We start from the raw sequence: 26,817 nt of genomic DNA on the forward strand, positions 1-26,817 counted from the left end.
GAGCTTGCTCCCGCTGGGCCGCGAAGCGGCCCCAAAGGCCCCACCTCCCAACCAATCTGACACTCCGAGGTGACAGTTCTGGGGCTGCTGCGCAGCCCAGCGGGAGCAAGCTCCCTCGCCACAAAAGCGGGTTTTTAACACCGCCGTTCCGAAAAAATTAACAACGTTTAACTCACGCAAACGTCCCCTACGGCCGGACCATGAAGCGATCCACCCACCTCAAGGAACCCTGTCATGAGCACCTTCATCACCCGCGACGGCACCGAGATTTACTACAAGGATTGGGGCACTGGCCAACCGGTGGTCTTGAGCCACGGCTGGCCGCTGAACTCGGACAGTTGGGAAGGGCAGATGATGTTCCTGGCGTCCAACGGCTACCGGGTGATCGCCCACGACCGCCGTGGACACGGGCGCTCCAGCCAACCCTGGGACGGCAACGACATGGACACCTACGCCGATGACCTGGCTGAGCTGATCGAACGGCTGGACTTGAAAGACGCGGTGTTGATCGGCTTCTCCACGGGCGGTGGTGAAGTGGCGCGCTACATCGGCCGCCATGGCGCGGCCCGCGTCGCCAAGCTCGGCCTGATCTCGGCGGTGACGCCGTTGATGCTCAGGACCGCGGCCAACCCTGGTGGCTTGCCGGTCGAAGTGTTCGACGGTTTCCGCCAAGCCTCCCTGGCCGACCGTTCTCAGCTATACAAAGACGTGGCCAGCGCGTTTTTCGGCGCCAACCGCCCGGGCGCCAAGGTCTCCCAAGGCATGATCGACTGGTTCTGGATGCAAGGCATGCAGGCCGGCCACAAGAACACTTACGACTGCATCAAGGCGTTCTCGGAGACCGATCTTTCCGAAGACCTGCGCAACATCGACGTGCCGACCTTGGTGGTGCACGGCGATGACGATCAGATGGTCCCCATCGAGGCGGCCGGCATTGCCGCTGCCCAGTTGCTCAAGAACGCGCAGTTGCTGGTCTACCCGGGCGCGCCCCATGGCCTGACCGATACCCACAAGGACCGCTTGAACGCGGACCTGTTGGCGTTCATCCAGGGTTGATCAAACCACACACCTGTGGGAGCGAGCTTGCTCGCGATGGAGTCATTACATTCAACATCGATGCAAGCTGACCCACCGCTATCGCGAGCAAGCTCGCTCCCACAGGTTTGGCATTCAACAGGAACAACCCCCATGAACCGCAACGATTTACGCCGTCTCGACATGAACCTGCTGGTGATCTTCGAGGCGCTGATGTTCGAGAAAAACCTGACCCGCGTCGCCGAAAAGCTGTTCATGGGCCAGCCGGCGGTGAGTGCGGCGCTGGGGCGGTTGCGGGATCTGTTCGACGATCCGTTGCTGATCCGTCACGGTCGCGGCATGGAACCGACGCCGCGGGCCCTGGCGATCCTGCGAGAGCTGCAACCGGCCATGGACACCATCTCCGGCGCGGTCAGCCGGGCCAAGGCGTTCGATCCGTCCACCAGTTGCGACGTGTTTCGCATCGGTCTGTCCGACGATGCCGAATTCGGCCTGTTTCCTCCGCTGCTGAGCCAACTGCGCGAAGAAGCGCCGGGGATCATCGTGGTGGTGCGCCGGGCCAATTTCCTGCTGATGTCCTCGCTGCTGGCCAGTGGTGAAATCAGCGTCGGCGTCAGCTACACCACCGACCTGCCGGCCAATGCCAAGCGTAAGAAACTGCGAGACATTCCCTGCAAGGTCTTGCGCGGCGACAAGCGCCCGGGGCCGCTGACCCTGGACGAATACTGCTCGCGGCCCCACGCCATGGTTTCGTTTTCGGGCGACCTGAGCGGCAACATCGACTTGGACCTGGCCCGCATCGGCCGGAGCCGCAAAGTGGTGCTGGCGGTGCCGCAATTCAGCGGGCTGCGAGCATTGTTGGCGGGCACCGAGCTGATCGCCACCGTGCCCGACTACGCCGCCTGCGCGCTGGTGGAAGGCTGCGCGTTGCGCGCCGAGGACCCGCCGTTCGAGATCAACGCCGCCGAACTGTCGATGGTCTGGAGCGGCGTGCATGACAACGACCCGGCCGAACGCTGGCTGCGTTCGCGCATCGCCAGCCACATGTCGCAACCACTGCCGGCCGCTGCGGCCGCGGACGGAGCCCACCGATGAACCTGACCGATGAGCGCCCGTTGCAGGACCTGGGCTTGTTGTTCCTGCGCCTGAGCGGCGGGTTGTTTTTGCTGTGGGTCCATGGCTTGCCGAAGCTCTTGAACTACAACGCCGAGCTGACCCGCATCGAAGACCCGTTCCACCTCGGCGCCGCGCCGACCCTGGTCCTGGCGATTTTCGCCGAGGTGCTGTGTCCGCTGTTGATCATGGCCGGTGTGCTGGTGCGCCTGGCGTGCCTGCCGATCCTGTTCCTGCTGGCCGTGGCGCTGCTGGTGGTGCACCCGCAGTGGAGCCTGGAAGAAGGCCAGTTTGGCTGGTTGCTGTTGATTGTATTTACCAGCGTGTTCATTGCCGGCCCTGGACGCCTGGCGCTGAACGCGCGTTTTGATGGAGTGCTGCGTCATGCCTGAGTCCCAAACCCTCGGATCCACCGCGAGCCCGGCGGTACCCGGTTTCGATGAAATCGTCACCTTGGTGGTCAAGCACCGAATCAAAGCCGGGCAGAACGATGCCTATGAGGCCTGGTTGCGGCGCATCGTCACCGTGGCCGGCCAGTGGCCGGGCCATCTGGGCGTCGACGTTGTGCGGGGCAAGCAGGACGGATTGTCATTGTTTACCTGCGTGCTGCGTTTTCGCTCCACCGAAGCCATGCAGCGCTGGCTGGACTCCCCCGAGCGGCGTGAATTGGTGGCCGAGGCTGCGCCACTGTTGGCCGACGGTGATCAGATCGAGGTCGGTTCGCACAAGGAATTCTGGTTCGCCCCGTTGGCCGATGCCGCCACGCCACCGCCGCGCTGGAAGCAATCGGTGGTGACGCTGCTGGTCATCCTGCCGCACACCTTGCTGGTGCCGTTGCTCTGGGGCCCGTTGCTGCAACTCAATGCCTTTCTGTCCAACTACGTGGTCGCCACGTTTTTGATCACCGTGACCATCGTGCTCTCGGTGGTGTACGTGTGCATGCCGCTGGCGACCCGGCTGTTCGCGCCGTGGCTGGAAGCTTCCACAACCCACGAACACTTGGAGCCCGGTCATGGCCAATAAGGACGACCCAACCGATCCGCTGCGCCGCCAATTGCTCGCCGCCGGGTCCTTGCTCAGCGCGGCGGCGGCCTTCTGGCCACGCCTGTCCCTTGCTTCTTCCTCTTCACAAGGAAATCCGATGAACGCCGACCTGATTCTGTTCAATGGCCAATTCCACACCGTCGATCGCGAGAAGCCCCGCGCCAGTGCGGTCGCTATCAGCCAGGGCCGCTTCGTCGCCGTGGGCACCGACGCCGAGGCCATGGCCCTGCGCGGCAGCGGTACCCAGGTCATCGACCTCAAGGGCCGCACCGTCATTCCCGGTCTCAACGACTCGCACCTGCACCTGATACGGGGTGGCTTGAACTACAATCTGGAGCTGCGTTGGGAAGGCGTGCCGTCGTTGGCCGATGCCTTGCGCATGCTCAAGGACCAGGCCGACCGCACGCCAACGCCGCAATGGGTTCGCGTGGTGGGCGGCTGGAACGAATTCCAGTTCGCCGAAAAGCGCATGCCGACCCTGGAAGAACTCAACCAGGCCGCCCCCGATACGCCCGTGTTCGTGTTGCACCTGTATGACCGCGCCTTGCTCAACCGCGCCGCGCTGCGTGTCGCCGGCTACACCCGCGACACGCCGAACCCGCCGGGTGGCGAGATCGTACGCGACAGCAAGGGCGAGCCCACCGGCATGCTGGTGGCGCGGCCCAACGCGATGATCCTGTATTCGACGCTGGCGAAAGGGCCGAAGTTGCCGCTGGAATACCAGGTCAACTCCACCCGCCAGTTCATGCGCGAACTCAATCGCCTGGGCCTGACCAGCGCCATCGACGCCGGCGGCGGCTACCAGAACTACCCGGACGACTACGAGGTCATCGAGCAGTTGGCCCGCGAGCAGCAGTTGACGGTGCGCATCGCCTACAACCTGTTCACCCAGAAGCCCAAGGAAGAACTCACCGATTTCAAGAACTGGACCGGCAGCGTCAAGCTGCACCAGGGCGACGATTTCCTGCGGCACAACGGCGCCGGGGAAATGTTGGTGTTCTCGGCGGCGGACTTCGAAGACTTCCTCGAACCGCGCCCGGACCTGCCGCCGGGCATGGAGCAGGACCTGGAGCCGGTGGTGCGTCACCTGGTGGAGCAGCGCTGGCCGTTCCGCCTGCACGCCACCTACGACGAATCCATCAGCCGCATGCTCGACGTGTTCGAGAAGGTCAATCGCGACATTCCGTTCAATGGCCTGCCGTGGTTTTTTGACCACGCCGAAACCATCACGCCGAAAAACATCGAGCGTGTGCGGGCACTGGGCGGTGGTATTGCGATCCAGGACCGCATGGCCTTCCAGGGCGAATACTTCGTGGATCGCTACGGCGCCAAGGCCGCCGAAGCCACGCCGCCGATCAAGCGCATGCTCGCCGAAGGCGTGCCGGTGGGCGCCGGCACCGACGCCACCCGCGTGTCGAGCTACAACCCGTGGACTTCGTTGTACTGGATGGTCAGTGGCCGCACCGTCGGTGGCCTGTCGTTGCACGAAGAGGGCTTGCCGCGCCTGACCGCGCTGGAGTTGTTCACCCACGGCAGTGCCTGGTTCTCGTCGGAGCAGGGCAAGAAAGGCCAGATCAAGGTCGGCCAACTGGCGGACCTGGCGGCCCTGAGCGCGGACTTCTTCAGCGTCGAGGAAGAAGCCATCAAGTGGATCGAGTCGGTGCTGACCGTAGTGGACGGCAAAGTGGTGTACGCCGCTGGCGACTTCGAAAAACTCGGCCCAGCCAGCGTCCCGGTGCTGCCGGACTGGTCGCCCGTGGTCAAGGTCCCGGGGCACTGGCGCCCGGCCTCACCGCTGCAGGCGCAAGTCCACCAGTGCAGCGGTCCGTGCAAGGTGCATTCCCATAGCCACGAACGGGCGCGATTGTCGAACGTTCCGGTCAGCGATTTCCAGGGTTTCTGGGGCGCGTTTGGCTGTTCCTGCTTTGCCTTTTGACTAACACACCGATTCTCCCCTTGTGGGAGCGAGCCTGCTCGCGAAGGCGTCGGCACATCCGACATCGCCGCAAGCTGACATACCGTCATCGCGAGCAGGCTCGCTCCCACATTGGCTTTCAATACATCCATCCCAAAGGAGTCACCCCATGAGCAACGTTCCCGCCTACAACCGTCTGAACAAAGACGACGCGGTCGTCCTGCTGGTCGATCACCAGACCGGTCTGATTTCCCTGGTCCAGGACTTCTCGCCCAACGAGTTCAAGAACAACGTGTTGGCCTTGGCCGACCTGGCGAAGTTCTTTGAACTGCCGACCATCCTGACCACCAGCTTCGAACAAGGCCCCAACGGCCCGATCGTGCCGGAACTCAAGGAAATGTTCCCGGACGCGCCGTACATCCCGCGTCCAGGCCAGATCAACGCCTGGGACAACGAAGATTTCGTCAAGGCAATCAAGGCCACCGGCCGCAAGCAACTGATCATCGCCGGCGTGGTCACCGACGTCTGCGTGGCATTCCCGACCTTATCGGCTCTGGCTGAAGGCTTCGACGTGTTCGTCGTCACCGACGCTTCGGGTACCTTCAACGAAACCGTGCAACAAGCCGCCTGGGTGCGCATGACGGCCGCCGGCGCGCAGATGATGAACTGGTTCTCGGTGGCCTGTGAGCTGCACCGCGACTGGCGCAACGACATCGAAGGCCTGGGCAACCTGCTGTCCCAGCGCATTCCGAACTACCGCAACCTGATGAACAGCTACTCGGCGCTGACGGCCAAGTAAGCGGTTCATGTTGTATGACGCCCGCCTTGTGCGGGCGTTTTTGTGCAGGGCATTAAACCCTTGCAAACCGAACCACCGCTATCGCGAGCAAGCTCGCTCCCACAGGGTTTGAGGTGTATTCAGGTTCTGTAATCACTGTGGGAGCGAGCTTGCTCGCGATGGCGTCAGCCCATCCAACACCTTTCCAACCTGCCTTGCTCCACCCACAATGCCCAACTCATCTCCCTGACTGTCCACCCCAGGAATGACAATGAACCCCTTCGAAGAAATGCGCATCTTTGCCCAGGTCATGGAGTCAGGCAGTTTCACCGCCGCCGCGGACAAGCTCGGGCTGTCCAAGCAGTTCGTCAGTCGCAAGCTCATGGCACTGGAGCAGCGCCTGGGCGTGCGCTTGCTCAATCGCTCGACCCGCCGGCTGGACGTCACCCCGTTGGGCCAGCGTTACTACGAAGCGGCGCTGCGCCTGCTCAATGACGTCGAACAAGTGGAGCAGGGCATCAGCGGCCAGACCAGCGAGCCCCGCGGCACGATTCGCCTCAGCGCACCGCTGTCCTTCGCTGTGGCGCACCTGGGCAGCCTGTTGCCGCTGTTCCTGCAACGCTATCCGGGCGTCAGCGTCGAGGTGGACCTGAGCGACCGTTCGGTGGATCTGTTGGGGGAGGGCTATGACCTGGCGCTGCGCATCGGCGTGCTGGAGGATTCGACCCTGATTGCCCGGCGCATCGCGACCATCGAACGGGTGTATTGCGCCAGCCCCACCTACCTGGCGCAAAAAGGCACACCCGCGCGGCCTGAGGACCTGCGCAACCATGACTGCCTGCCCTACGGTCACAGCCGTCAGGTGCAGTGGCGTTTCGCGGGGGCGGGCAAACCATTGACGCTGGAGGTCACGGGGCGCATGCGCGCCAATAACGGTGATTTACTCAGGGACGCGGCCATTGCCGGCATGGGCATCACCTATCTGCCCGCTTTCATCCTCGGCGATGCCTTGAGGGATGGTCGGCTGATCAAGGTCCTGGAAGGCTTCGAGACCGAACCGCTGGCGCTCTCGGCGGTGTATCCCCAGCATCGGCAAAGTGCACGCCCAGTGCAGGCGTTGGTGGAATTCTTGCGCGAACAAATGCAATAAAGCGGCGCAACGCATTCAGCCGCCACATGACGGCTGAAGCATCTGGCGCTTTGATCAGGCGGCGAGGTTGGCGCTGCTCAGTTCTTTTTTGTACTGCGCTTTCATGGTTTCCATTTCCGCGCCCAAGGCGTCCAGCTTGGCCTTACCCAGCAGTTTTTTCGCGTGGGGGAACATTTCCTTTTCTTCTTCTTCGATGTGGTGCTCAAGCAGTTCCTTGACCACTTTCACCCGACCGGCGAATTCCGGCTGGGTTGGATCGGTGGTTTTCAGGTCCGGCAGCACCAACGAGTCGACGGTGCGGTGTTCTTCCTTGGCCTCGTAGTACATTTCAGCCTCGTCCTTGCCACCGGCTTGCTTGAACGCCGGATAAAGAATTTCTTCTTCCAGGCGAGTGTGGATGGAAATTTCCATTTCCAGTTTCGCCAACAGGTCGGTGCGTTTTTTCACAGCGCGCTCGGTCGACTCGCTCAGTTGAGTCAAGATGGCTTTGACGCGCTCATGGTCGGCTTTCAACAGATCGATGGCATTCATGGGAAGCTCCTCGGCAATTCACGGATGCGGGCAGGCTTCGAGCGCCGACGCCGCGTAAGAGCTGAATTGCATGAGCTGTGCCAGCCGAGACGGGTTTTAAAACGCTTTAAAAACAATGGGTTGAAGCGTTCTTGATTTTCAGCGTCGTGCAAGCTGCATGAGCCGGGGGGAAAATGCGTTGCAGTTTGCGCTGATGGCCTGCCACGGCGCGTTCGAATCGACATACATCTCAGCCGATCACCAAATGGAAAGGCCACTGCGCTTTGGCAGTCAGGTTGGTCGAGCCGAAGTTATCGATCCCCGTTGAGACTATCGGCCCAAGCCTGGACTGCCTGGTGGTCAATCACTCGGCCAGTGTCAACATCGGCCAAGGCCTCATGAGTCAGGAGACTGTGTTCCTCTTCCTGGTTTATCCAGGCAGATAGCGCTTGTTTAACGATCCAATCCTTGGAGCGCCCGAGGCGTTCGGCCATCAAGTCGACTTTTTCGGCCAGGTGCACCGGGACGTGAGCTGTAACCGACCGGGTTTTCGTGGTGGCTGTCATGGCGGATTTCTCTATTGCAGTTGACGGTACACGCCCTGTCTTCTGAGGCAGTCGCTTCTGAAGGATGATCGTAGATGATTGTTGTCGATATTCTCTGCGGCAAACTATCAGATGTAATAAGAAACCGTCTCACTTTCAGAAAAAACACCAACCCATGGCGAGGGAGCTTGCTCCCGCTCGGCTGCGTAGCAGTCGTAACGATCGTTTACCCGATGGTCCGTGTTGAGCTGATCGAGGCTGCTGCGCAGCCTAGCGGGAGCAAGCTCCCTCGCCACGGTTTTTGATCACTCGAATCCTGCTCAAAAAAAATGCCCGCATCTCTCGAAACGGGCATTTTTGTTCGGTGACGCTCAGGCAATCAACCCGTCAACCCAGCCTGCTGAACCAACGTCAGCAACGGCTGCGGGTACACACCCAGGAAGAATGCCAATACGGCGATGGCCAGCAGCATCACGCCGCCTGCCTTTTGTTCCCAGTGCAACTCGGCATCGTGGCGACGCAGGTTCGGTTCCATCAGGTACAGGGTGACCATGACGCGCAGGTAGTAGAACACGCCGATGGCGCTGCCCAGCACCAGGGAGCCGACCAGCCACCATTGGTGAGCCTCGACGCCGGTGGCGATGATGTAGAACTTGCCGATGAAGCCGGCGGTCAGCGGGATGCCAGCCAGGGACAGCATCATCACCGTCAGCACGGCGGTCAGGTACGGACGGCGCCAGAACAGGCCGCGGTATTCGTACAAGGCGTCGGCGTCGCGGCCGTTGTACGGCGAGGACATCAGGGTGATCACGCCGAAGGCGCCGAGGCTGGTGATCACGTAGGTGACCAGGTACACGCCGATGGCTTCCACGGCCAGGCCCTTGCTGGCGATCAGGGCGATCAGCAGGTAGCCGAAGTGGGCGATGGACGAGTAACCCAGCAGACGCTTGAGGTTGCTCTGGGTCAGTGCCAGCAGGTTACCGAACAGGATCGACGCGATGGCGATGATGGTCAGCACGTTGCTCAGCACACCGCTGCTGGCCACTGGCGAGATCTGGAACAACCGCACCATCACTGCGAACACCGCCACTTTCGACGCAGTGGCAAGGAACGCCGCCACGGGCGCCGGGGCGCCTTCGTAGACGTCCGGGGTCCAGAGGTGGAACGGGACCAGCGACAGCTTGAACGCCAGGCCGATCAGCATCATGCCCAGGCCCAGTTGCGCGATCGGGCTAGGCAGGCCGGTGGCGGCCAGGGCCTGGCCGATGCCGACGAAGCTCAGGGTGCCGGCTTCGGCGTAGAGCAGGGCCATGCCGAACAACAGGAACGCGGAGCCGGCCGCCGACAACACCATGTACTTGATGCCGGCTTCCAGGGAGCGCTTGTTGAAGAAGGCGTAGGCCACCAGGCCGTAGACCGGTACCGACAGCAGTTCCAGGCCGATGAACAGGCTGGCCAGGTGCTGCGCGCTGACCAGGACCAGGCCACCGGCGGCGGCCATCAGGATCAGCAGGTACAGTTCTTCGCGGTTGCCCGGGTAACCCGAACCGCCATCGCCGAGGTAGGCGTGGGCGAGGGTGACGCAGGCCAGGGTGGCGACCAGGATCAACGCCATGTAGAGGCAGGCGAAGCTGTCGATCTGGATCAGCGGCGTGACCGCCAGTGGCGCGACTTTCAAGGCCGGCAAGATCGACAGCAAGGCCAGGTTCAGCCCCGCCACCGACAGCAGGAAGGTCTGTGAGTGATTGCGCCGCCAGGCGATCGCCAGCATCACCACGATGATCGTGGCGCTGGTGATCAACAGCGGCGCAAGCGCGATAAAGTGTTGAATCGTGAATTCCATAGCGCTCTTACCGGGCCGAAGCGAGTTGAGAGAAGGCGGTGCCGAGCCACTGCTGCACGCCATGCATCGTGGCGGCAGAGGTGTCGAGGAACGGTTGCGGGTAGACGCCGAGGTAAACCAGCAGCACCGCAAGGCCGAGCACCATGATCAGTTCGCGACCGTCCATGCCACGCAACACTTCATCCGACTTGGCCGGACCGAAGTAGGCGCGGTGGATCATGATCAGCGAGTAGACCGAACCGAACACCAGGCCGGAGGTGGCAATCGCCGTGATCCATGGGGCACTGACGAACGAGCCGATCAGGATCAGGAACTCGCCGACGAAGTTGCCGGTACCCGGCAGGCCCAGGGAAGCGGCCGCGAAGAACAGGCTGATGGCCGGCAAGTAGGCGATGCGCGACCAGATGCCGCCCATCTCACGCATGTCCCGGGTGTGCAGGCGCTCGTACAACTGACCGCTGAGGATAAACAGCGCCGCGGCCGACAGGCCGTGGGCGAGCATCTGGATCACCGCGCCTTGCAGGGCCAGTTGGCTGCCGGAGTAGATCCCGATCAGCACGAAGCCCATGTGCGAAACGCTGGAGAAGGCGATCAGGCGCTTGATGTCGCTCTGGGCGAACGCCAGGAACGCACCGTAGAAAATCCCGATCAGGCCCAGGGTCATGGCAATCGGCGCGAACTCGGCCGAGGCATTGGGGAACAGCGGCAGGGCGAAGCGCAACAGGCCGTAGGCCGCCGTCTTCAGCAGGATACCCGCCAGGTCCACGGAACCTGCGGTCGGCGCCTGGGCGTGGGCGTCCGGCAGCCAGGAGTGGAACGGCACCACCGGCAGCTTCACCGCGAAGGCGATGAAGAAGCCGAGCATCAGCACGTACTCGGTGGTCTTGGACATCTGCACTTTCAACAGGTCGGCGTAGTTGAAGGTAATCACGCCGGTGTTGTTGAAGTTCACCAGGACCAGGCCAAGGATCGCCACCAACATGATCAGGCCGGAAGCCTGGGTGAAGATGAAGAACTTGGTCGCCGCGTAGATCCGGGTTTTCTTGCCGTCCGAAGAACTGTGACCCCAGAGCGCGATGAGGAAGTACATCGGCACCAGCATCATTTCCCAGAAGAAGAAGAACATGAACAGGTCCAGCGCCAGGAACACGCCGACGACGCCGCCCAGGATCCACATCAGGTTCAGGTGGAAGAAACCGACGTGACGCTGGATCTCTTTCCAGGAGCAGAGCACCGAGAGGATACCCAGCAGGCCGGTCAGCAGGATCATCAGCAACGACAGGCCGTCGAGGGCCAGGTGCACGCTGATGCCGAAGCGCGCGATCCAGGCGTGCTTGAACTCAAGCGCCCAGGTTGGATCGGCGCCAGGGGCCGGTGCAAATGAATAGTCGCCGGTCGCCCACAGCCAGAGGCCGAGCGCGAGTTCCAGGGACATGGTCAGCAGCGCAATCCAGCGCGGGAGCGTGGAGCTGGAGCGCTCCGCGATCCAGCACAGCAGGCCGCCGATGAAGGGGATCAGGATTAGCCAGGGCAGAATCATGACGGGCTCGTTTCCTTTCGCAAGTTCGCAAGGTTCATATCAGACCGCTACCAGCACGATGGCGCCGATAACCAGCACGGCGCCAGCCGCCATGGAAGCCGCATACCAACGCAGTTGACCGGTCTCGGTACGGCTCAGGGCAGTGTGGCCGCCCTTGGCCATGCGCGGGATCAGGCCAATGGTCTGGTCGAGCGGGTCTTTGCGCAGAATGTGGCTGATCGCAAGGTATGGCTTGACGAACAGTTTGTCGTAGATCCAGTCGAAGCCCCAGGCGGCGAACCACCAGGCCGAGAGGAAACGCCCGATGCCGCTATTGGCGATTGCCGTGACGAAGCGACGCTTGCCGAGGAACAGCAGGGCAGCCAGCAGGATACCCGCCAGGGCGATGGCGCCCGAGGCGATTTCCAGGCTGTGCTTGGCTTCGCCGCCGGCATGGCCGACGCTTTGCGGCAGCACATCGGCCAGCGGTGGGGTGATCATGGCGCCGACGAAGGTCGACAGCACGATCAGCACCGACAGCGGCAGCCAGTGGGCAATGCCGTGGCCGGCGTGGGCTTCGGTCTTGGCTTCACCGTGGAACGCGATGAAGATCAGGCGGAAGGTGTACAGCGAGGTCATGAACGCACCCACCAGGCCCGCGTAGAGCAGACCCTGGTTACCGCTGGCGAACGCTTCCCAGAGGATCTCGTCCTTGGAGTAGAAACCGGCGGTGACCAGTGGCAGGGCCGCCAGGGCCGCGCCGCCGACGATGAAGCTGGCGTAGGCCAACGGCAGTTTCTTCCACAGGCCGCCCATCTTGAAGATGTTCTGCTCGTGGTGGCAGGCAACGATCACCGCACCGGAGGCAAGGAACAGCAGCGCCTTGAAGAAGGCGTGGGTCATCAGGTGGAAGATCGCGCCTTCCCAGGCACCGACGCCCAGGGCCAGGAACATGTAGCCGATCTGGCTCATGGTCGAGTAGGCGAGGATGCGCTTGATGTCGGTCTGCACCAGGGCGGCAAAACCGGCCAGCACCAGGGTCACACCGCCGACGATGCCGACCAGGTGCAGGATGTCCGGCGCCAGGGCGAACAGGCCGTGAGTACGGGCGATCAGGTAGACACCGGCGGTCACCATGGTCGCGGCGTGGATCAGTGCCGAGACCGGGGTAGGGCCAGCCATCGCGTCCGCCAACCAGGTTTGCAGCGGCAGTTGCGCGGATTTACCGACAGCGCCGCCCAGCAGCATCAGGGTCGCCAGGACGATCCAGAAGTCACCGACCTTGAAGTGCTCGGGTGCCTTGACCAGCAGTTCCTGGATGTTCAGCGTACCCAGTTGCTGGAACAGGATGAACAGGCCGATGGCCATGAACACGTCGCCGATGCGGGTGACGATGAACGCCTTGAGCGCGGCGTTGCCGTTGTTGCGGTTGCTGTAGTAGAAACCGATCAACAGGTACGAGCACAGGCCCACGCCTTCCCAGCCGAAGTACAGGAACAACAGGTTATCGCCGAGCACCAGGAACAGCATGCTGGCGATGAACAGGTTGGTGTAGGCGAAGAAGCGCGAGTAACCGGCTTCACCGCGCATGTACCAGGAGGCGAACAGGTGGATCAGGAAACCCACGCCGACCACCACGCCAAGCATGGTCACCGACAGGCCGTCCAGGTACAGGGCGAAGTTTGGCGTGAAGCCTTCCACCGCCATCCATTGCCACAGCACCTGCACGTAACGGCCACCTTCCGGTGGGGCGACGTTGAATTGCCAGATCACGTAGGCCGTGACGATGGCGGACAGGCCGATGGAACCCACGCCCACCAGCGCCGACAGGTTTTCCGACCAGCGTCCACGGGAGAACGACAACAGCAGGAAACCGACAAGAGGAAATATGAAAGTCAGGAAGAGAAGGTTCATCCGCGCATCTCGCTGGCAGCGTCAATATCGAGAGTGTGGAAGCGGCGATACAGCTGCAACAGGATCGCCAGGCCGATGCTGGCCTCGGCGGCTGCCAGGCTGATCACCAGGATGAACATGATCTGTCCATCCGGTTGCGCCCAGCGAGCGCCCGCGACGATGAAGGCCAGGGCGGAGGCATTCATCATGACCTCCAGGCTCATCAGCACGAACAGGATGTTGCGGCGGACCATCAGGCCGACCAGACCGAGGCAGAACAGGATGCCGGCAACCGCCAAGCCATGTTCGAGAGGGATAGCAGGCATGTGATTACTCCTTCGCCTCGTTACGGCCCAAATGGAACGCCGTGACGGCTGCGGCAAGCAGCAGCATCGAGGCGAGTTCGACCACCAGCAGGTACGGGCCGAACAGGCTGATGCCCACGGCCTTGGCGTCTACGGTGGTGTGGCCGATGGCCTGGCCGCTCTGGTGAGCGAACAGCACATACAGCAGTTCACCCAGCAGCAGGGCGGACAGGATCACCGGTCCCGCCCAGATGCCGGGCTTGAGCCAGGCGCGTTCCTGCTGGACCGCGGCCGGGCCGAGGTTGAGCATCATCACCACGAACACGAACAGCACCATGATGGCGCCGGCGTAGGCGATCACTTCCAGGGCACCGGCGAACGGCGCGCCGAGGGCGAAGAAGGTCATGGCCACGGCGATCAGCGAAATGATCAGGTAGAGCAGGGCGTGCACGGGGTTGGTGTTGGTGACCACACGAAGCGTGGACACCACCGCGATACCCGATGCGAAATAGAAAGCGAATTCCATCTTTCTTCCTTAAGGCAGCAAGCTCTTCACGTTGATCGGTTCGGCTTCGTTCTGCGCGGCGCCTTTTGGCTTACCGGCAATGGCCATACCTGCAACACGATAGAAGTTGTAATCAGGGTTTTTACCGGGACCGGAAATCAGCAGATCTTCTTTCTCGTACACCAGGTCCTGACGTTTGAACTCGGCCATTTCGAAATCCGGCGTGAGCTGGATCGCGGTGGTCGGGCACGCTTCCTCGCAGAGGCCGCAGAAAATGCAGCGCGAGAAGTTGATGCGGAAGAAGTCCGGGTACCAGCGACCGTCTTCGGTTTCAGCTTTCTGCAGCGAGATGCAACCCACCGGGCACGCCACGGCGCACAGGTTGCAGGCCACGCAGCGCTCTTCGCCGTCGGGGTCGCGGGTCAGGACGATGCGGCCACGGTAGCGGGGCGCCAGATAGACCGCCTCTTCCGGGTATTGCAGGGTGTCGCGTTTGCGAAAGCCATGGCCGAAGATCATGACCAGGCTCCGCAGTTGGGTACCGGTACCCTTAACGATGTCGCCAATATATTTGAACATGGGTCAAATCCTCACTGAACCGCGGCCGCAGGCGCGTTCATCAAAACGATCGCAGCGGTCACCAGCATGTTGATCAGGGTCAGCGGCAGGCAGAATTTCCAGCTGAAGTCCATCACCTGGTCGTAGCGTGGGCGCGGGATCGAGGCGCGTAGCAGGACGAACAGCATGATGAAGAACGCGGTCTTCAGGGCGAACCAGACGAAGGACAGTTGCGGCAGGATGCCGAACGGACCGTGCCAGCCACCGAAGAACAGCGTTACCAGCAGTGCCGAGATCAGGATGATGCCGATGTATTCACCGACGAAGAACATGCCCCACTTCATGCCGGCATATTCAATGTGGTAACCGTCGGCCAGTTCCTGCTCCGCTTCCGGCTGGTCGAAGGGGTGACGGTGAGTCACGGCCACGCCAGCGATGAAGAAGGTACAGAAACCGAAGAACTGCGGAATGATGAACCACAGGTTCTGGGCCTGGTACTCGACGATGTCGCGCATGTTGAACGAGCCGGCCTGGATCACGATGCCCATGAGCGCCAGGCCCATGAACACTTCGTAGGACACGGTCTGGGCCGAGGCCCGCAGGCTGCCCAGCAGGGCGAACTTGTTGTTGCTCGACCAGCCGGCGAACAGCACCGCGTACACCGACAGGCCGGCCATGGCGAAGAAGAACAGCAGGCCGATGTTCAGGTCCGCCACGCCCCAAGTCGGGGTGATCGGGATGATCGCGAAGGCGATCAGCAAGGCGCTCATGGCCACGATCGGTGCCAGGGTGAAGATCACCTTGTCGGCAAACGGTGGTGTCCAGTCTTCCTTGAAGAACATCTTGATCATGTCGGCGGCGATCTGGAACATGCCGAACGGGCCGACGCGGTTCGGACCGTAGCGGTCCTGCCACCAGCCCAGCAGGCGACGTTCGACGAAGCTCAGCAACGCGCCGCAAACCACCACGGCCAGCAGGATCACGATGGCCTTGAGGACCGTCAGGATCACAGCGATCACTTCAGGGGTGAACCAGCTCATTGCGCTGCCTCCTGCAGACCGTCGACAGTCTTGCCGAAAATCGCCGGTGGAATACCCGCCAGGCCAGCCGGCAGGGCCACCAGGCCGGCGCCCAGTTCTTCATTGATGCGCAGCGGCAGACGCAGGGTCTGGCCGGCCACGTTCAGGCTCAGCAGCGCACCGTCGTTGACGCCCAGGCGATCGGCTTCCGACTTGGCGAGCGACACGTAGGCGGCGGGGATGCGTTCCTGCACCGGTGCGGCTTTGGAAGAGTTCTCTTCGCTGCCGAACAAGTGATGGAACGGCACGACCTGCCAGGTGCCCGGTGCCGGGTTGAAGGCACGCGGAACGGCGGCGAACCAGCCCAGGCCATCGCCCTGGCTTTCGATCAGGCGGGTGCCCGGGTCACCGGCACGCAGGTGACCACCGACTTCGTCCTGGAACTTGTTCCAGGCTTGCGGCGAGTTCCAGCCCGGCGACCAGGCGAACGGCACTTGCGAGCGCGGTTCGGCGGAGCCCGAGTAACCTTCCATGGAGAACGAGAACGCGGTGTCCTTGTCCTGGGACGTGCGGGGTTCGTGGACACTGATGTTGGCGCGCATCGCCGTGCGACCGGAGTAGCGCAGCGGTTCGCGGGCCAGCTTCAGGCCCTTGATGCGGAACGCGGCCGATGGCGCGGCATCGACGATGCGCGCCAGTTGCGGGCTGCTCGACGCGACGGCGGCGGTGACGTGGTCCAGTTGCGTCCAGTCGATCGGCTGGTCCAGCAGGGTGGCGCGCAGGGCATGCAGCCAGCGCCAGCCTTCGTGGACCAGGATGCTGGCGTCCAGGTAAGTCGGGTCGAACACCTGGAAGAAGCGCTGGGCGCGACCTTCCTGACTGACCAGCGTACCGTCGCCTTCGGCAAAGCTCGCCGCCGGCAGCACCAGGTGGGCGCGGTCGGTGGTGGCGGTTTTCTGATGGTCGGCGACGATCACAACCTTGGCGGCGTTCAACGCGGCATCGACCTTGGCCTTGTCAGTGCGGGTGAACAGATCGTTCTCCAGCACGACGATGGCGTCGGCGTTGCCGTCGATCACGGCTTGCAGGGCTGCATCGACCGATTCGCCACCGAGCATGGCCAGGCCGAGGCTGTTGGCTTCCGGCACGATCAGGCTGATGGAACCGTTCTTCTCCCGCAGCTTCAAGGCCTTGGCGATGTTGGCGGCGGCTTCGATCAGCGCCTTGGAACCCAGGGAGGTGCCAGCGATGATCAAGGGGCGCTTGGCCGCCAGCAGGGCGTCGGCGATGCGTTGGGCGAGGGCGGCCGCTTCGCTGTCCAGGCCGTCGACAGCCGGGGCGCTGGCGTCCAGGGCGTGGGCCACGGCGAAACCGATGCGGGCCAGGTCGTCCGGGGCGGCGTGGACGCATTCTTCGGCCACGTCGTCGAGCTTGGTTTCAGCGAGGCTGGCGATGAACAGTGGGTTCAACGCGTCCTGGCCGATGTTCTTCACGGCGGCGTCGAGCCATGGCTGCACGCGCATGGCGTCGGCCATGGCCTCGGCCTTGCCCTTGACCGACTGGCGCAGGGCCAGGGCCATGCGGGCGGCGGTCTGGGTCAGGTCTTCGCCAAGGACGAACACCGCGTCGTGGTCTTCGATGTCGCGCATCGTCGGCACGGGCAGCGGGCTGTCCTTGAGTACTTGCAGTACCAGGCGGATGCGTTCCAGCTCGCCGGCTTCGATGCCGCTGTAGAAGTGCTCGGCGCCAACCAGCTCACGCAGGGCGTGGTTGCTTTCCAGGCTGGCGCGAGGCGAACCGATGCCGACAATGTTGCGACCGCGCAGCAGCTCGGCGGCCTTGTCCAGGGCTTCGTCCAGGCTCAGCGTGGCGCCGCCCGCCAGCAGCGGCTGGCGTGGGCGATCCTTGCGATTGACATAGCCGTAGCCGAAACGGCCACGGTCGCACAGGAAGTACTGGTTGACCGAGCCGTTGTAGCGGTTTTCGATGCGACGCAATTCGCCGTAGCGTTCGCCCGGGGAAATGTTGCAACCGCTGGAGCAGCCATGGCAGATGCTCGGCGAGAACTGCATGTCCCACTTGCGGTTGTAGCGCTCGGAGTGGGTCTTGTCGGTGAACACGCCGGTGGGGCAGACCTCGGTGAGGTTGCCGGAGAATTCGCTTTCCAGGGTGCCGTCTTCAACGCGACCGAAGTACACGTTGTCGTGGGCGCCGAACACGCCCAGGTCGGTGCCGCCGGCGTAGTCCTTGTAGAAACGCACGCAACGGTAGCAGGCGATGCAGCGGTTCATCTCGTGGGAGATGAACGGGCCCAGTTGCTGGTTCTGGTGGGTGCGCTTGGTGAAGCGATAACGGCGCTCGTTGTGGCCGGTCATCACGGTCATGTCTTGCAGGTGGCAGTGGCCGCCTTCCTCACAGACCGGGCAGTCGTGAGGGTGGTTGGTCATCAGCCATTCGACGACGCTGGCGCGAAACACTTTCGCTTCTTCATCGTCGATGGAGATCCAGCTGCCGTCGGTGGCAGGGGTCATGCAGGACATGACGATCCGACCACGCTTGTCGTTTTCGTCGGTGTACTGCTTGACTGCGCACTGGCGACAAGCGCCAACGCTGCCAAGGGCGGGGTGCCAGCAGAAATAAGGGATGTCGAGGCCCAGCGACAGACATGCCTGTAACAGGTTGTCTGCGCCATCGACTTCGAGCTCTTTGCCGTCTACGTGGATAGTGGCCATGGTTCAAAGTTCTTCGTTGGCCCGGTGTCAGCGGGCGTGGCTAATGGAATCTTGTCGTTCGTCCGAATCCAAACAGCCTGGTAAAAGGCGTCATCGGACGAAAGGCGCAGGGCACGGACCCTGCGCCTTCTAAAGCGTCGTTACGCGCCGACCATGGTCGGCGTGACCACCTGATTGAGGTCGCCCGCGCGGGTTGGCGCGATGCCGGCCTCGAATTCAGGGCGGAAGTATTTGATCGCGCTGCCCAACGGCTCCACGGCACCCGGTGCGTGAGCACAGAAGGTCTTGCCTGGGCCGAGGAAACCCACCAGACCCAGCAGGGTCTCGATGTCGCCGGGCTGGCCTTCGCCGTTCTCGATGGCCATCAGCAGCTTGACGCTCCAGGGCAGGCCATCGCGGCAAGGGGTGCAGAAACCGCAGGATTCGCGCGCGAAGAACTGCTCCATGTTACGCAGCAGCGAGACCATGTTGACGCTGTCGTCCACCGCCATGGCCAGGCCGGTGCCCATGCGGGTGCCGACCTTGGCGATACCGCCGGCGTACATTTGCGCGTCCAGGTGCTCCGGCAACAGGAAGCCGGTGCCGGCGCCGCCAGGCTGCCAGCACTTGAGCGTGTAGCCGTCGCGCATGCCGCCGGCGTAGTCCTCGAACAGCTCGCGACCGGTGACGCCGAATGGCAACTCCCACAGGCCAGGGTTCTTGACCTTGCCGGAGAAGCCCATGAGCTTGGTGCCCATGTCTTCGCTGCCGTCGCGGGCCAGGGATTTGTACCAGTCCACGCCGTCGGCGATGATCGCCGGCACGTTGCACAGGGTCTCGACGTTGTTCACGCAGGTCGGCTTGCCCCACACGCCGACGGCGGCAGGGAAGGGCGGCTTGGAGCGTGGGTTGGCGCGGCGGCCTTCCAGGGAGTTGATCAGCGCGGTTTCTTCACCGCAGATGTAGCGCCCGGCACCGGTGTGGACGAACAACTCGAAGTCGAAGCCGCTGCCCAGGATGTTCTTGCCCAACAGGCCGGCGGCCTTGGCTTCTTCCACGGCACGGTTCAGGTGCTTGGCGGCGGTGGTGTACTCGCCGCGCAGGAAGATGTAGCCACGGTAGGTCTTCAGCGCACGGGCGCTGATCAGCATGCCTTCGATCAGCAGATGGGGCAGTTGCTCCATCAGCATGCGGTCCTTCCAGGTGTTGGGTTCCATTTCATCCGCGTTGCACAGCAGGTAGCGGATGTTGATGGATTCGTCCTTGGGCATCAGGCCCCACTTCACCCCGGTGGGGAAGCCCGCGCCACCACGGCCCTTGAGGCCGGCGTCTTTCACGGTCTGGACGATGTCGTCGCCGGCCATGTCGGCGAACGCCTTGCGCGCGGCGGCGTAGCCGTTCTTGGCCTGGTATTCGTCCAGCCACACCGCTTCGCCGTCGTCACGCAGACGCCAGGTCAGGGGATGGGTTTCGGCCGAACGCTGGATGCGGTTGGCGGGCCCGAAGGAAGTCAGGGTCATACGTAGCCCTCCAGCAGTTTGGCGACGCCGTCAGGCTTGACGTCACCGAAGGTGTCGTCGTCGATCATCAACGCCGGTGCCTTGTCGCAGTTGCCCAGGCAGCACACCGGCAGCAGCGTGAAGCGGCCGTCGGCGGTGGTCTGGCCCAGGCCGATGCCCAGCTTGCTCTGGATCTCGCCGACCACCGATTCGTGGCCGCCGATGTAGCAGACCATGCTGTCGCAGACACGAATGATGTGACGGCCCACTGGCTGGCGGAAAATCTGGCTGTAGAAGGTGGCTACGCCCTCGACGTCGCTGGCCGGGATGCCGAGGATCTCGCCGATGGCGTAGAGCGCGCCATCAGGCACCCAGCCACGTTCCTTCTGGACGATCTTCAGGGCTTCGATCGACGCCGCGCGCGGGTCTTCGTAGTGATGCAGCTCGTGCTCGATGGCCGAGCGCTCGGTTTCGCTCAGGGCGAAACGGTCAGTCTGGATAAGCGTGCTGTTCATGCTTAGCGGTCCACGTCGGCCATAACGAAATCGATACTACCCAGGTACGCGATCAAGTCCGCGACCATGCTGCCTTTGATCACCGAAGGGATCTGCTGCAGGTGCGGGTAGCTTGGGGTACGAATCCGGGTGCGGTAGCTCATGGTGCCGCCATCGCTCGTCAGGTAATAACTGTTGATGCCCTTGGTCGCTTCGATCATCTGGAAGGATTCGTTGGCCGGCATGACCGGGCCCCACGAAACCTGCAGGAAGTGCGTGATCAGGGTCTCGATGTGTTGCAGCGTGCGCTCTTTTGGCGGCGGCGTGGTCAGCGGGTGATCCGCCTTGTACGGGCCTTCCGGCATGTTGCGCAGGCACTGGTCGATGATCTTGATGCTCTGGCGCATTTCCTCGACGCGAACCATGCAGCGGTCGTAGGCGTCACCGTTGGCCGCCAGCGGTACTTCGAACTCGAAGTTCTCGTAGCCGGAATACGGACGCGCCTTGCGCAGGTCGAAGTCGCAACCGGTGGAACGCAGGCCAGCACCGGTGACGCCCCATTCCAGGGCCTCCTTGGTGTTGTAGGCGGCGACGCCGATGGTACGACCCTTGAGGATGCTGTTCTGCAGGGCTGCCTTGGTGTATTCGTCCAGGCGCTTGGGCATCCACTCGACGAAGTCCTTGACCAGTTTCTCCCAGCCGCGGGGCAGGTCGTGGGCCACGCCACCGATGCGGTACCAGGCCGGGTGCAGGCGGAAACCGGTGATGGCTTCGATCACCGTGTACGCGCGCTGGCGGTCGGTGAAGGTGAAGAACACCGGGGTCATCGCGCCGACGTCCTGGATGTAGGTGCCCAGGAACAGCAGGTGGCTGGTGATGCGGAAGAACTCGGCCATCATGATGCGAATGACGTCGACCTTCTCCGGAACCTTGATCCCGGCGAGTTTCTCCACCGAGAGCACGTACGGCAGGTTGTTCATCACGCCGCCGAGGTAGTCGATACGGTCGGTGTACGGGATGAAGCTGTGCCAGGACTGGCGCTCGGCCATTTTCTCGGCGCCACGGTGGTGGTAGCCGATGTCCGGGACGCAGTCGACGATCTCTTCGCCGTCCAGCTGCAGGATGATGCGGAAGGCACCGTGGGCCGAAGGGTGGTTCGGGCCCAGGTTGAGGAACATGTAGTCCTCGTTGGCGCCCGAACGCTTCATGCCCCAGTCTTCAGGCTTGAAGCGTGCGGCTTCTTCCTCGAGCTGTTGCTTGGCCAGGGACAGGCTGAACGGGTCGAACTCGGTGGCACGGGCCGGGAAGTCCTTGCGCAGCGGGTGACCTTCCCAGGTCGGCGGCATCATGATGCGGGTCAGGTGCGGGTGGCCGGGGAAATCGATCCCGTACATGTCCCACACTTCACGCTCGTACCAGTTGGCGTTCGGCCAGATGCCGGTCACGGTCGGCACGCTGAGGTCGCTCTCGGACAAGGCGACCTTGATCATTACGTCACTATTACGCTCGATCGACATCAAGTGATAGAACACGGTGAAGTCGACGCCGTCGGGCAGCCCTTGACGCTTGGTGCGCAGGCGCTCGTCTACGCCGTGCAGGTCATAGAGCATGACGTACGGCTTGGGCAGGTTGCGCAGGAAGGTCAGGACTTCGACGAGTTTGGCGCGGGCAACCCAAAGCACCGGCATGCCGGTGCGGGTCGGCTGGGCGGTGAACGCCTCGGGGCCAAAACGGTTGTTCAGTTCGACGACCACATCCTGGTCGTCTGCCTTGTAAGGCGGGATGTACAGAGCACTGCCTGTAGTCATGGTTATTTATCGCTTTCGGTCAACGTAAAGAATGAAGCCAGGTTCTCGTTTCTTGTACAGAGCAGAGCTGGATCAGACTTCGTCGGGGCTGCGCAGGTTGGTGACTGCGATACGCTGTTCGCGGCGCTGTTCCTTTTGCGACGGCATCTCGGCGCGATAGACGCCTTGATCGCCAACGACCCAGGACAGTGGGCGACGCTCCTGGCCAATCGACTCCTGCAACAGCATCAAGCCTTGCAGGAACGCTTCAGGGCGAGGTGGGCAGCCAGGCACATAGACGTCCACGGGCAGGAATTTGTCCACGCCTTGAACGACGGAATAGATGTCGTACATGCCACCGGAGTTGGCGCACGAACCCATGGAGATGACCCACTTGGGTTCGAGCATTTGCTCGTAGAGACGCTGGATGATCGGCGCCATCTTGATGAAGCAGGTCCCGGCGATAACCATGAAATCCGCCTGGCGCGGCGATGCCCGGATCACCTCGGCGCCAAAGCGCGCGATGTCGTGGGGCGCCGTGAAGGCGGTGGTCATTTCCACGTAGCAGCACGAAAGGCCGAAGTTGTACGGCCACAGGGAGTTCTTGCGACCCCAGTTGACCGTGCTGTTCAGCACGTCTTCGAGCTTGCCCATGAAGATGTTCTTGTGGACTTGATCTTCTAACGGATCGGCGACGGTTTCCCGCTTGCCAATCGGATACTGCTCGTTAGGAGCATCGGGGTCGATCCTGGTGAGATTGTATTGCATTGCCAAAGCCTCATTGTTTCAGCTTCGCTTGCCGCTTGCGCCGAGCTTCCGGAGCCCAATCAAGTGCCCCCACCCGGTAAAGGTAGACAAGACCTGCCAACAGAATTGCTATGAAAACGAGAGCTTCGACGAATCCGGTCCAGCCGCTTTCGCGGACGGACACAGACCATGCAAAGAGAAAGAGGGCTTCGATATCGAAGATCACGAACAGCATCGCGACCAGATAGAATTTGGCTGAGAGCCGCAAGCGGGCGCCACCGGTAGGTAGCATGCCGGACTCGAACGGTTCATTTTTGCTGCGGCCCCAGGCTTTTGACCCAAGCAGGCTCGACACGCCGAGCATGAAAGCACACAGGCCAACAACGCCCAGAAGGAAAATGGCAAAGCCCCAATTGTGGGCCATGAGTCCTGTCGCTTCGGACATGCTGGAAATCCTTAACAGAGAGCAAAGGTCTCTGAGCTTGAATGAAATAACGCAGTGACGATATGTCGCAGCAATCAATCGCGGTGATTTTATGGCTAAACACCGGGCAAGTAAAATTCCTATAGCGAAATTATTTATTGGAATAAGGACATAGCGCGCCTCCATGACCCCGCAGCCCCGGCGGGGCGGGCATTGACCCGTTATTCAGCAATTATATTTCGTGCAGGTTGTAACAAGGAAAGCTCCAGCTAAATGATAATTATTATTGTTTGGCGTGGCTTTTGATCAATACTGCGACGCAGTGGCTGAGAACTTTTCTTACATGCTCGTTAACTGCAGTTGTCAGCGCCGGCCGTTTTACTCTTTTTCAGACTGCCTGATACTGCGTTCGATCAATTTTTCTGCGTATCGGCTCATTTCTGTGGGAGCGAGCTTGCTCGCGATAGCGGTGTGTCAGTCATCTGCATTTCAACGGGTCTGGCGCTATCGCGAGCAAGCTCGCTCCCACAGAGGATGGGGGCGGTCTGCGAAGCATAGGCAAAAAAAAGCCCCGAACCAGTCGGGGCGTCAGATCGTCGGCTTTGCGGTTAGCTTTTATTCGGTCCGCAAGGGCCGTTTAGCTCATGGATCAGTGGAACTGTTCTTCTTCGGTGGAGCCGGTCAGTGCGGTCACCGACGAAGTGCCGCCCTGGATCACGGTGGTCATGTCGTCGAAGTAGCCGGTGCCCACTTCCTGCTGGTGAGCCACGAAGGTGTAGCCCTTGGCGGCGTCAGCGAACTCCTGCTCTTGCAGCTTCACGTAGGCAGTCATGTCGTTGCGGGCGTAGTCGTGCGCCAGGTTGAACATGCTGTGCCACATGTTGTGAATGCCGGCCAGGGTGATGAACTGGTGCTTGTAGCCCATGGCGGACAGTTCGCGCTGGAACTTGGCGATGGTCGCGTCGTCCAGGTTTTTCTTCCAGTTGAAGGAAGGCGAGCAGTTGTACGACAGCAGTTGGTCCGGGTATTCCTTCTTGATCGCTTCGGCGAAGCGACGGGCTTCGTCCAGGTCCGGCTTGGCGGTTTCGCACCAGATCAGGTCGGCGTACGGCGCATAGGCCAGGCCGCGGGCGATGGCCTGGTCGAGACCGGCGCGCACTTTGTAGAAGCCTTCCTGGGTACGGGTGCCGGTCACGAACGGCTGGTCGTACGGGTCGCAGTCCGAGGTCAGCAGGTCGGCGGCGTTGGCGTCGGTACGGGCCAGGATGATGGTCGGTACACCGGCAACGTCGGCGGCCAGGCGGGCGGCGGTCAGCTTCTGCACGGCTTCCTGGGTCGGCACCAGGACCTTGCCACCCATGTGGCCGCATTTCTTCACCGAAGCCAGTTGGTCTTCGAAGTGAACGCCAGCGGCGCCTGCCTCGATCATGCTCTTCATCAGCTCGTAGGCGTTCAGGACGCCACCGAAACCGGCTTCAGCGTCAGCCACGATCGGTGCGAAGTAGTCGATGTAGCCTTCGTCGCCCGGGTTCTTGCCGGCTTTCCACTGGATCTGGTCGGCGCGACGGAACGAGTTGTTGATGCGCTTGACCACGGTTGGAACCGAGTCCACTGGGTAAAGCGACTGGTCGGGGTACATCGACTCGGCGGAGTTGTTGTCCGCGGCCACTTGCCAGCCCGACAGGTAGATCGCCTGGATGCCGGCCTTGACTTGCTGTACGGCCTGGCCGCCGGTCAGGGCGCCCATGCAGTTGACGAAATCTTTCTCGGGACGGAAGGCTGGCTTGGCGCCCTGGGTGACCAGGTTCCAGAGCTTCTCCGCGCCCATCTTCGCAAAGGTGTGCTCAGGTTGAACCGAGCCACGCAGACGGACGACGTCAGCAGCGGAATAATTGCGCTTCACGCCTTTCCAGCGCGGGTTTTCAGCCCAGTCTTTTTCAAGGGCTGCAATTTGCTGTTCGCGTGTCAGTGCCATGGAGATAAACCTCGTCGCATAGGTCTTGGTGGAAAATTCCTGCTCCTGCCGACCAGGGGGCTGGCGTACAAGTCGGTTCAGGCGAGGTGGCGACGGGATGAACGATGGGCTCGAGGGGAAAGTGAGCAGGTAGGGGCGAACTGCGGGCGCATTCGGGCGTCGTGGGCCTTTCATACGAACTCAGAGTGATGCCGGGTTACCTAGTTACGCTTCCGTCCCTCGGGACAACTTCGTTCCAGTCGCAACCTCGTCAAACACACCTTGTGGGCGGTACAGACACGAATCGGCTCGCAGGGTAGTTGCAAGCGTCGACCCGAAGGCCCTTGCCAGGGCCCCTGATTAGCGGGAGCGAGGCCATCATGCCTTCGGTTTTTTGGCTCGTCAAACGTTTTGTAGTGCTTTTTTTGTGGCACTACATCTTTGGTCTAATACGACTCATCAGTCAGTTTTTGGTGCTTCAGTTCAGGGTATCGACCTTGACCCGCAAAATCATGTCGTCGCGTCCCTGGGTCGAGTAGCTGCGGGTCAGGCCCTGTTTGTCGGCCTGGGTCTGGCGATTCACCCCGGCCAGGGTGATCCATTCGCCCAGGCGTCCGCTGACCGTTGTGTCGGTACTCTGAACGTTCACTACATCGGGACGTTCCTGGCTCATGCGGTCACGGTTGGTACTGATGCTCAGGTGAACGGTTTCACCAGTGACGCTGGCGGTGACATAGAAACCCTGGGTGACGTTACGGTATTCGGTCTGGCTTTGCAGGCGGCCGTAGTTGTCGGTCTGGCTGCTGGTGAACGGTACGCTCTGGCCGACCTGGATCAGCGCCGGCTGGCCTTCGCTGGCTTGCACCTGCTGCACGCCGCCGTCACGGCTGGCGGTGCTGCGGTTGATGATGCGGGTCTGGCTGGGCGCGGCGCCGTTGATGGAATAACCCTGGTCGCCCTGCAGGTTGTTTTCGTTGGTATCGACGGTGATCAGCAGGCGCTTGGGCGCGGTGTCCAGTTGGGCGAGGAATTGCCGGAGTTCTTCGATCTTGCCGGGCTCGGCATTGACGATCAGTTGGTTGCCGTAGACGCTGACCTGGCCGTCCTTGCCGATGAAGTTCTGTGCCACCGGCAACAGGTCGGCGCTGGTGCGGTAGTTCAGCGGCACGATTTGCGTGTCGGCCATGGCTGACAGGCTGCCACCCAGTAGCAGGAGGGTCAGCAGGGTACGTAGAAGCATGTCCATTTCTCCGTGAGACAAAGGCCTGATATTGCCAGTTTGTCGGCCTCGGGTGGGGCAAGTTGAATGGTAGACGGCAAAACGCCCCGGCATCGGTGGATGGCGGGGCGTTTTGGGTGTTGCAGGATGTTGTTGCATGATGCTTTTGTGGCGAGGGGGCGTGGGCCCGCGGGGGGGGGGGGGGGGGGGGGGTGTTGGGGGGGGGTGGGCGGCCCAGCGGGGGCAAGCT

General features: G+C 62.1%; 24 protein-coding genes. 7 read left to right on the top strand and 17 right to left on the bottom strand.

What is annotated here, in order from left to right:
* The first annotated feature begins 234 nt into the window (after positions 1–234).
* The 7 genes from ACIPQ1_RS01245 to ACIPQ1_RS01275 all read left to right on the top strand — a co-directional run bounded on the left by ACIPQ1_RS01245 (position 235) and on the right by ACIPQ1_RS01275 (position 7,035).
* Complete coding sequence (locus ACIPQ1_RS01245; protein WP_411387047.1) at positions 235–1,056, top strand: alpha/beta fold hydrolase; 822 nt, start codon at positions 235–237, stop codon at positions 1,054–1,056.
* Between the two features lie 132 nt (positions 1,057–1,188).
* The gene (locus tag ACIPQ1_RS01250; protein ID WP_207961447.1) at positions 1,189–2,130 is read left to right on the top strand and encodes a LysR family transcriptional regulator; all 942 of its coding nucleotides are present in this window, start codon (positions 1,189–1,191) and stop codon (positions 2,128–2,130) included.
* The gene (locus tag ACIPQ1_RS01255; protein WP_411387048.1) at positions 2,127–2,540 is read left to right on the top strand and encodes a DoxX family protein; all 414 of its coding nucleotides are present in this window, start codon (positions 2,127–2,129) and stop codon (positions 2,538–2,540) included. The genes ACIPQ1_RS01250 and ACIPQ1_RS01255 overlap by 4 nt, the downstream gene beginning before the upstream one ends.
* Positions 2,533–3,171 (top strand): antibiotic biosynthesis monooxygenase, encoded by a 639-nt coding sequence (locus tag ACIPQ1_RS01260; RefSeq protein WP_446533419.1) that lies wholly within the window; start codon positions 2,533–2,535, stop codon positions 3,169–3,171. The genes ACIPQ1_RS01255 and ACIPQ1_RS01260 overlap by 8 nt, the downstream gene beginning before the upstream one ends.
* 118 nt (positions 3,172–3,289) lie before the next feature.
* Entirely contained in the window at positions 3,290–5,128 is a 1,839-nt protein-coding gene (locus ACIPQ1_RS01265) for an amidohydrolase (RefSeq protein WP_186709751.1), read from the top strand.
* 148 nt (positions 5,129–5,276) lie between these two features.
* Complete coding sequence (gene ycaC, locus ACIPQ1_RS01270; RefSeq protein WP_014337664.1) at positions 5,277–5,906, top strand: isochorismate family cysteine hydrolase YcaC; 630 nt, start codon at positions 5,277–5,279, stop codon at positions 5,904–5,906.
* Between the two features lie 250 nt (positions 5,907–6,156).
* Positions 6,157–7,035: a LysR family transcriptional regulator gene (locus ACIPQ1_RS01275; protein ID WP_446533420.1), complete on the top strand. Its 879-nt coding sequence runs from the start codon at positions 6,157–6,159 to the stop codon at positions 7,033–7,035.
* Positions 7,036–7,089: 54 nt separating this feature from the next.
* Here the strand turns inward: ACIPQ1_RS01275 and ACIPQ1_RS01280 are convergent, their stop codons facing one another.
* The 17 genes from ACIPQ1_RS01280 to ACIPQ1_RS01360 all read right to left on the bottom strand — a co-directional run bounded on the left by ACIPQ1_RS01280 (position 7,090) and on the right by ACIPQ1_RS01360 (position 26,588).
* A complete protein-coding gene (locus ACIPQ1_RS01280) occupies positions 7,090–7,566 on the bottom strand; it encodes a hemerythrin domain-containing protein (RefSeq protein ID WP_053123224.1) in 477 nt (158 codons plus the stop codon).
* A gap of 290 nt (positions 7,567–7,856) precedes the next feature.
* Positions 7,857–8,111 carry a CopG family ribbon-helix-helix protein gene (locus tag ACIPQ1_RS01285; RefSeq protein ID WP_411387051.1) on the bottom strand — a complete coding sequence of 85 codons (255 nt, stop codon included), beginning with the start codon at positions 8,109–8,111 and terminating at the stop codon, positions 7,857–7,859.
* Between the two features lie 358 nt (positions 8,112–8,469).
* Complete coding sequence (gene nuoN / locus ACIPQ1_RS01290) at positions 8,470–9,933, bottom strand: NADH-quinone oxidoreductase subunit NuoN (RefSeq protein WP_003203388.1); 1,464 nt, start codon at positions 9,931–9,933, stop codon at positions 8,470–8,472.
* A gap of 7 nt (positions 9,934–9,940) precedes the next feature.
* Positions 9,941–11,473 carry an NADH-quinone oxidoreductase subunit M gene (gene nuoM, locus ACIPQ1_RS01295; RefSeq protein WP_411387052.1) on the bottom strand — a complete coding sequence of 511 codons (1,533 nt, stop codon included), beginning with the start codon at positions 11,471–11,473 and terminating at the stop codon, positions 9,941–9,943.
* 39 nt (positions 11,474–11,512) lie between these two features.
* Positions 11,513–13,366, bottom strand: a complete 1,854-nt coding sequence (gene nuoL, locus ACIPQ1_RS01300; RefSeq protein WP_186709762.1) for an NADH-quinone oxidoreductase subunit L — start codon at positions 13,364–13,366, stop codon at positions 11,513–11,515.
* A complete protein-coding gene (gene nuoK, locus ACIPQ1_RS01305) occupies positions 13,363–13,671 on the bottom strand; it encodes an NADH-quinone oxidoreductase subunit NuoK (protein WP_003180046.1) in 309 nt (102 codons plus the stop codon). The genes nuoL and nuoK overlap by 4 nt, the downstream gene beginning before the upstream one ends.
* Positions 13,672–13,675: 4 nt before the next feature.
* The gene (gene nuoJ, locus ACIPQ1_RS01310; RefSeq protein WP_186709763.1) at positions 13,676–14,176 is read right to left on the bottom strand and encodes an NADH-quinone oxidoreductase subunit J; all 501 of its coding nucleotides are present in this window, start codon (positions 14,174–14,176) and stop codon (positions 13,676–13,678) included.
* Between the two features lie 9 nt (positions 14,177–14,185).
* A complete protein-coding gene (gene nuoI / locus ACIPQ1_RS01315) occupies positions 14,186–14,734 on the bottom strand; it encodes an NADH-quinone oxidoreductase subunit NuoI (protein ID WP_411387053.1) in 549 nt (182 codons plus the stop codon).
* An 11-nt stretch (positions 14,735–14,745) separates the two neighbouring features.
* Positions 14,746–15,753, bottom strand: a complete 1,008-nt coding sequence (gene nuoH / locus ACIPQ1_RS01320; protein ID WP_053123213.1) for an NADH-quinone oxidoreductase subunit NuoH — start codon at positions 15,751–15,753, stop codon at positions 14,746–14,748.
* Positions 15,750–18,464 carry an NADH-quinone oxidoreductase subunit NuoG gene (gene nuoG, locus ACIPQ1_RS01325; RefSeq protein ID WP_446533421.1) on the bottom strand — a complete coding sequence of 905 codons (2,715 nt, stop codon included), beginning with the start codon at positions 18,462–18,464 and terminating at the stop codon, positions 15,750–15,752. Before nuoG ends, nuoH begins: the two co-directional genes overlap by 4 nt.
* A 140-nt stretch (positions 18,465–18,604) precedes the next feature.
* A complete protein-coding gene (nuoF, locus tag ACIPQ1_RS01330; RefSeq protein ID WP_053123209.1) occupies positions 18,605–19,963 on the bottom strand; it encodes an NADH-quinone oxidoreductase subunit NuoF in 1,359 nt (452 codons plus the stop codon).
* Positions 19,960–20,457 carry an NADH-quinone oxidoreductase subunit NuoE gene (nuoE, locus tag ACIPQ1_RS01335; protein ID WP_186709765.1) on the bottom strand — a complete coding sequence of 166 codons (498 nt, stop codon included), beginning with the start codon at positions 20,455–20,457 and terminating at the stop codon, positions 19,960–19,962. Before nuoE ends, nuoF begins: the two co-directional genes overlap by 4 nt.
* Before the next feature lie 2 nt (positions 20,458–20,459).
* Positions 20,460–22,244 (bottom strand): NADH-quinone oxidoreductase subunit C/D, encoded by a 1,785-nt coding sequence (gene nuoC / locus ACIPQ1_RS01340; RefSeq protein WP_207961474.1) that lies wholly within the window; start codon positions 22,242–22,244, stop codon positions 20,460–20,462.
* Positions 22,245–22,316: 72 nt separating this feature from the next.
* Complete coding sequence (locus tag ACIPQ1_RS01345) at positions 22,317–22,991, bottom strand: NuoB/complex I 20 kDa subunit family protein (RefSeq protein ID WP_030141322.1); 675 nt, start codon at positions 22,989–22,991, stop codon at positions 22,317–22,319.
* Between the two features lie 10 nt (positions 22,992–23,001).
* Positions 23,002–23,415 carry an NADH-quinone oxidoreductase subunit A gene (locus ACIPQ1_RS01350; RefSeq protein WP_003203367.1) on the bottom strand — a complete coding sequence of 138 codons (414 nt, stop codon included), beginning with the start codon at positions 23,413–23,415 and terminating at the stop codon, positions 23,002–23,004.
* Positions 23,416–24,043: 628 nt separating this feature from the next.
* Positions 24,044–25,369: an isocitrate lyase gene (gene aceA / locus ACIPQ1_RS01355; RefSeq protein ID WP_014337679.1), complete on the bottom strand. Its 1,326-nt coding sequence runs from the start codon at positions 25,367–25,369 to the stop codon at positions 24,044–24,046.
* Positions 25,370–25,826: 457 nt separating this feature from the next.
* Positions 25,827–26,588, bottom strand: a complete 762-nt coding sequence (locus tag ACIPQ1_RS01360) for a secretin N-terminal domain-containing protein (protein WP_446533422.1) — start codon at positions 26,586–26,588, stop codon at positions 25,827–25,829.
* Positions 26,589–26,817 lie beyond the last annotated feature (229 nt).

It is taken from the genome of Pseudomonas sp. LARHCG127 (assembly GCF_052871455.1).

What these genes read in the sequence shown, in the direction of transcription:
- ACIPQ1_RS01245 (WP_411387047.1), top strand. Translation starts at nt 235, where the DNA reads ATGAGCACCTTCATCACCCGCGACGGCACCGAGATTTACTACAAGGAT.
- ACIPQ1_RS01250 (WP_207961447.1), top strand. Translation starts at nt 1,189, where the DNA reads ATGAACCGCAACGATTTACGCCGTCTCGACATGAACCTGCTGGTGATC.
- ACIPQ1_RS01255 (WP_411387048.1), top strand. Translation starts at nt 2,127, where the DNA reads ATGAACCTGACCGATGAGCGCCCGTTGCAGGACCTGGGCTTGTTGTTC.
- ACIPQ1_RS01260 (WP_446533419.1), top strand. Translation starts at nt 2,533, where the DNA reads ATGCCTGAGTCCCAAACCCTCGGATCCACCGCGAGCCCGGCGGTACCC.
- ACIPQ1_RS01265 (WP_186709751.1), top strand. Translation starts at nt 3,290, where the DNA reads ATGAACGCCGACCTGATTCTGTTCAATGGCCAATTCCACACCGTCGAT.
- ycaC (WP_014337664.1), top strand. Translation starts at nt 5,277, where the DNA reads ATGAGCAACGTTCCCGCCTACAACCGTCTGAACAAAGACGACGCGGTC.
- ACIPQ1_RS01275 (WP_446533420.1), top strand. Translation starts at nt 6,157, where the DNA reads ATGAACCCCTTCGAAGAAATGCGCATCTTTGCCCAGGTCATGGAGTCA.
- ACIPQ1_RS01280 (WP_053123224.1), bottom strand. Translation starts at nt 7,566, where the DNA reads ATGAATGCCATCGATCTGTTGAAAGCCGACCATGAGCGCGTCAAAGCC.
- ACIPQ1_RS01285 (WP_411387051.1), bottom strand. Translation starts at nt 8,111, where the DNA reads ATGACAGCCACCACGAAAACCCGGTCGGTTACAGCTCACGTCCCGGTG.
- nuoN (WP_003203388.1), bottom strand. Translation starts at nt 9,933, where the DNA reads ATGGAATTCACGATTCAACACTTTATCGCGCTTGCGCCGCTGTTGATC.
- nuoM (WP_411387052.1), bottom strand. Translation starts at nt 11,473, where the DNA reads ATGATTCTGCCCTGGCTAATCCTGATCCCCTTCATCGGCGGCCTGCTG.
- nuoL (WP_186709762.1), bottom strand. Translation starts at nt 13,366, where the DNA reads ATGAACCTTCTCTTCCTGACTTTCATATTTCCTCTTGTCGGTTTCCTG.
- nuoK (WP_003180046.1), bottom strand. Translation starts at nt 13,671, where the DNA reads ATGCCTGCTATCCCTCTCGAACATGGCTTGGCGGTTGCCGGCATCCTG.
- nuoJ (WP_186709763.1), bottom strand. Translation starts at nt 14,176, where the DNA reads ATGGAATTCGCTTTCTATTTCGCATCGGGTATCGCGGTGGTGTCCACG.
- nuoI (WP_411387053.1), bottom strand. Translation starts at nt 14,734, where the DNA reads ATGTTCAAATATATTGGCGACATCGTTAAGGGTACCGGTACCCAACTG.
- nuoH (WP_053123213.1), bottom strand. Translation starts at nt 15,753, where the DNA reads ATGAGCTGGTTCACCCCTGAAGTGATCGCTGTGATCCTGACGGTCCTC.
- nuoG (WP_446533421.1), bottom strand. Translation starts at nt 18,464, where the DNA reads ATGGCCACTATCCACGTAGACGGCAAAGAGCTCGAAGTCGATGGCGCA.
- nuoF (WP_053123209.1), bottom strand. Translation starts at nt 19,963, where the DNA reads ATGACCCTGACTTCCTTCGGGCCCGCCAACCGCATCCAGCGTTCGGCC.
- nuoE (WP_186709765.1), bottom strand. Translation starts at nt 20,457, where the DNA reads ATGAACAGCACGCTTATCCAGACTGACCGTTTCGCCCTGAGCGAAACC.
- nuoC (WP_207961474.1), bottom strand. Translation starts at nt 22,244, where the DNA reads ATGACTACAGGCAGTGCTCTGTACATCCCGCCTTACAAGGCAGACGAC.
- ACIPQ1_RS01345 (WP_030141322.1), bottom strand. Translation starts at nt 22,991, where the DNA reads ATGCAATACAATCTCACCAGGATCGACCCCGATGCTCCTAACGAGCAG.
- ACIPQ1_RS01350 (WP_003203367.1), bottom strand. Translation starts at nt 23,415, where the DNA reads ATGTCCGAAGCGACAGGACTCATGGCCCACAATTGGGGCTTTGCCATT.
- aceA (WP_014337679.1), bottom strand. Translation starts at nt 25,369, where the DNA reads ATGGCACTGACACGCGAACAGCAAATTGCAGCCCTTGAAAAAGACTGG.
- ACIPQ1_RS01360 (WP_446533422.1), bottom strand. Translation starts at nt 26,588, where the DNA reads ATGCTTCTACGTACCCTGCTGACCCTCCTGCTACTGGGTGGCAGCCTG.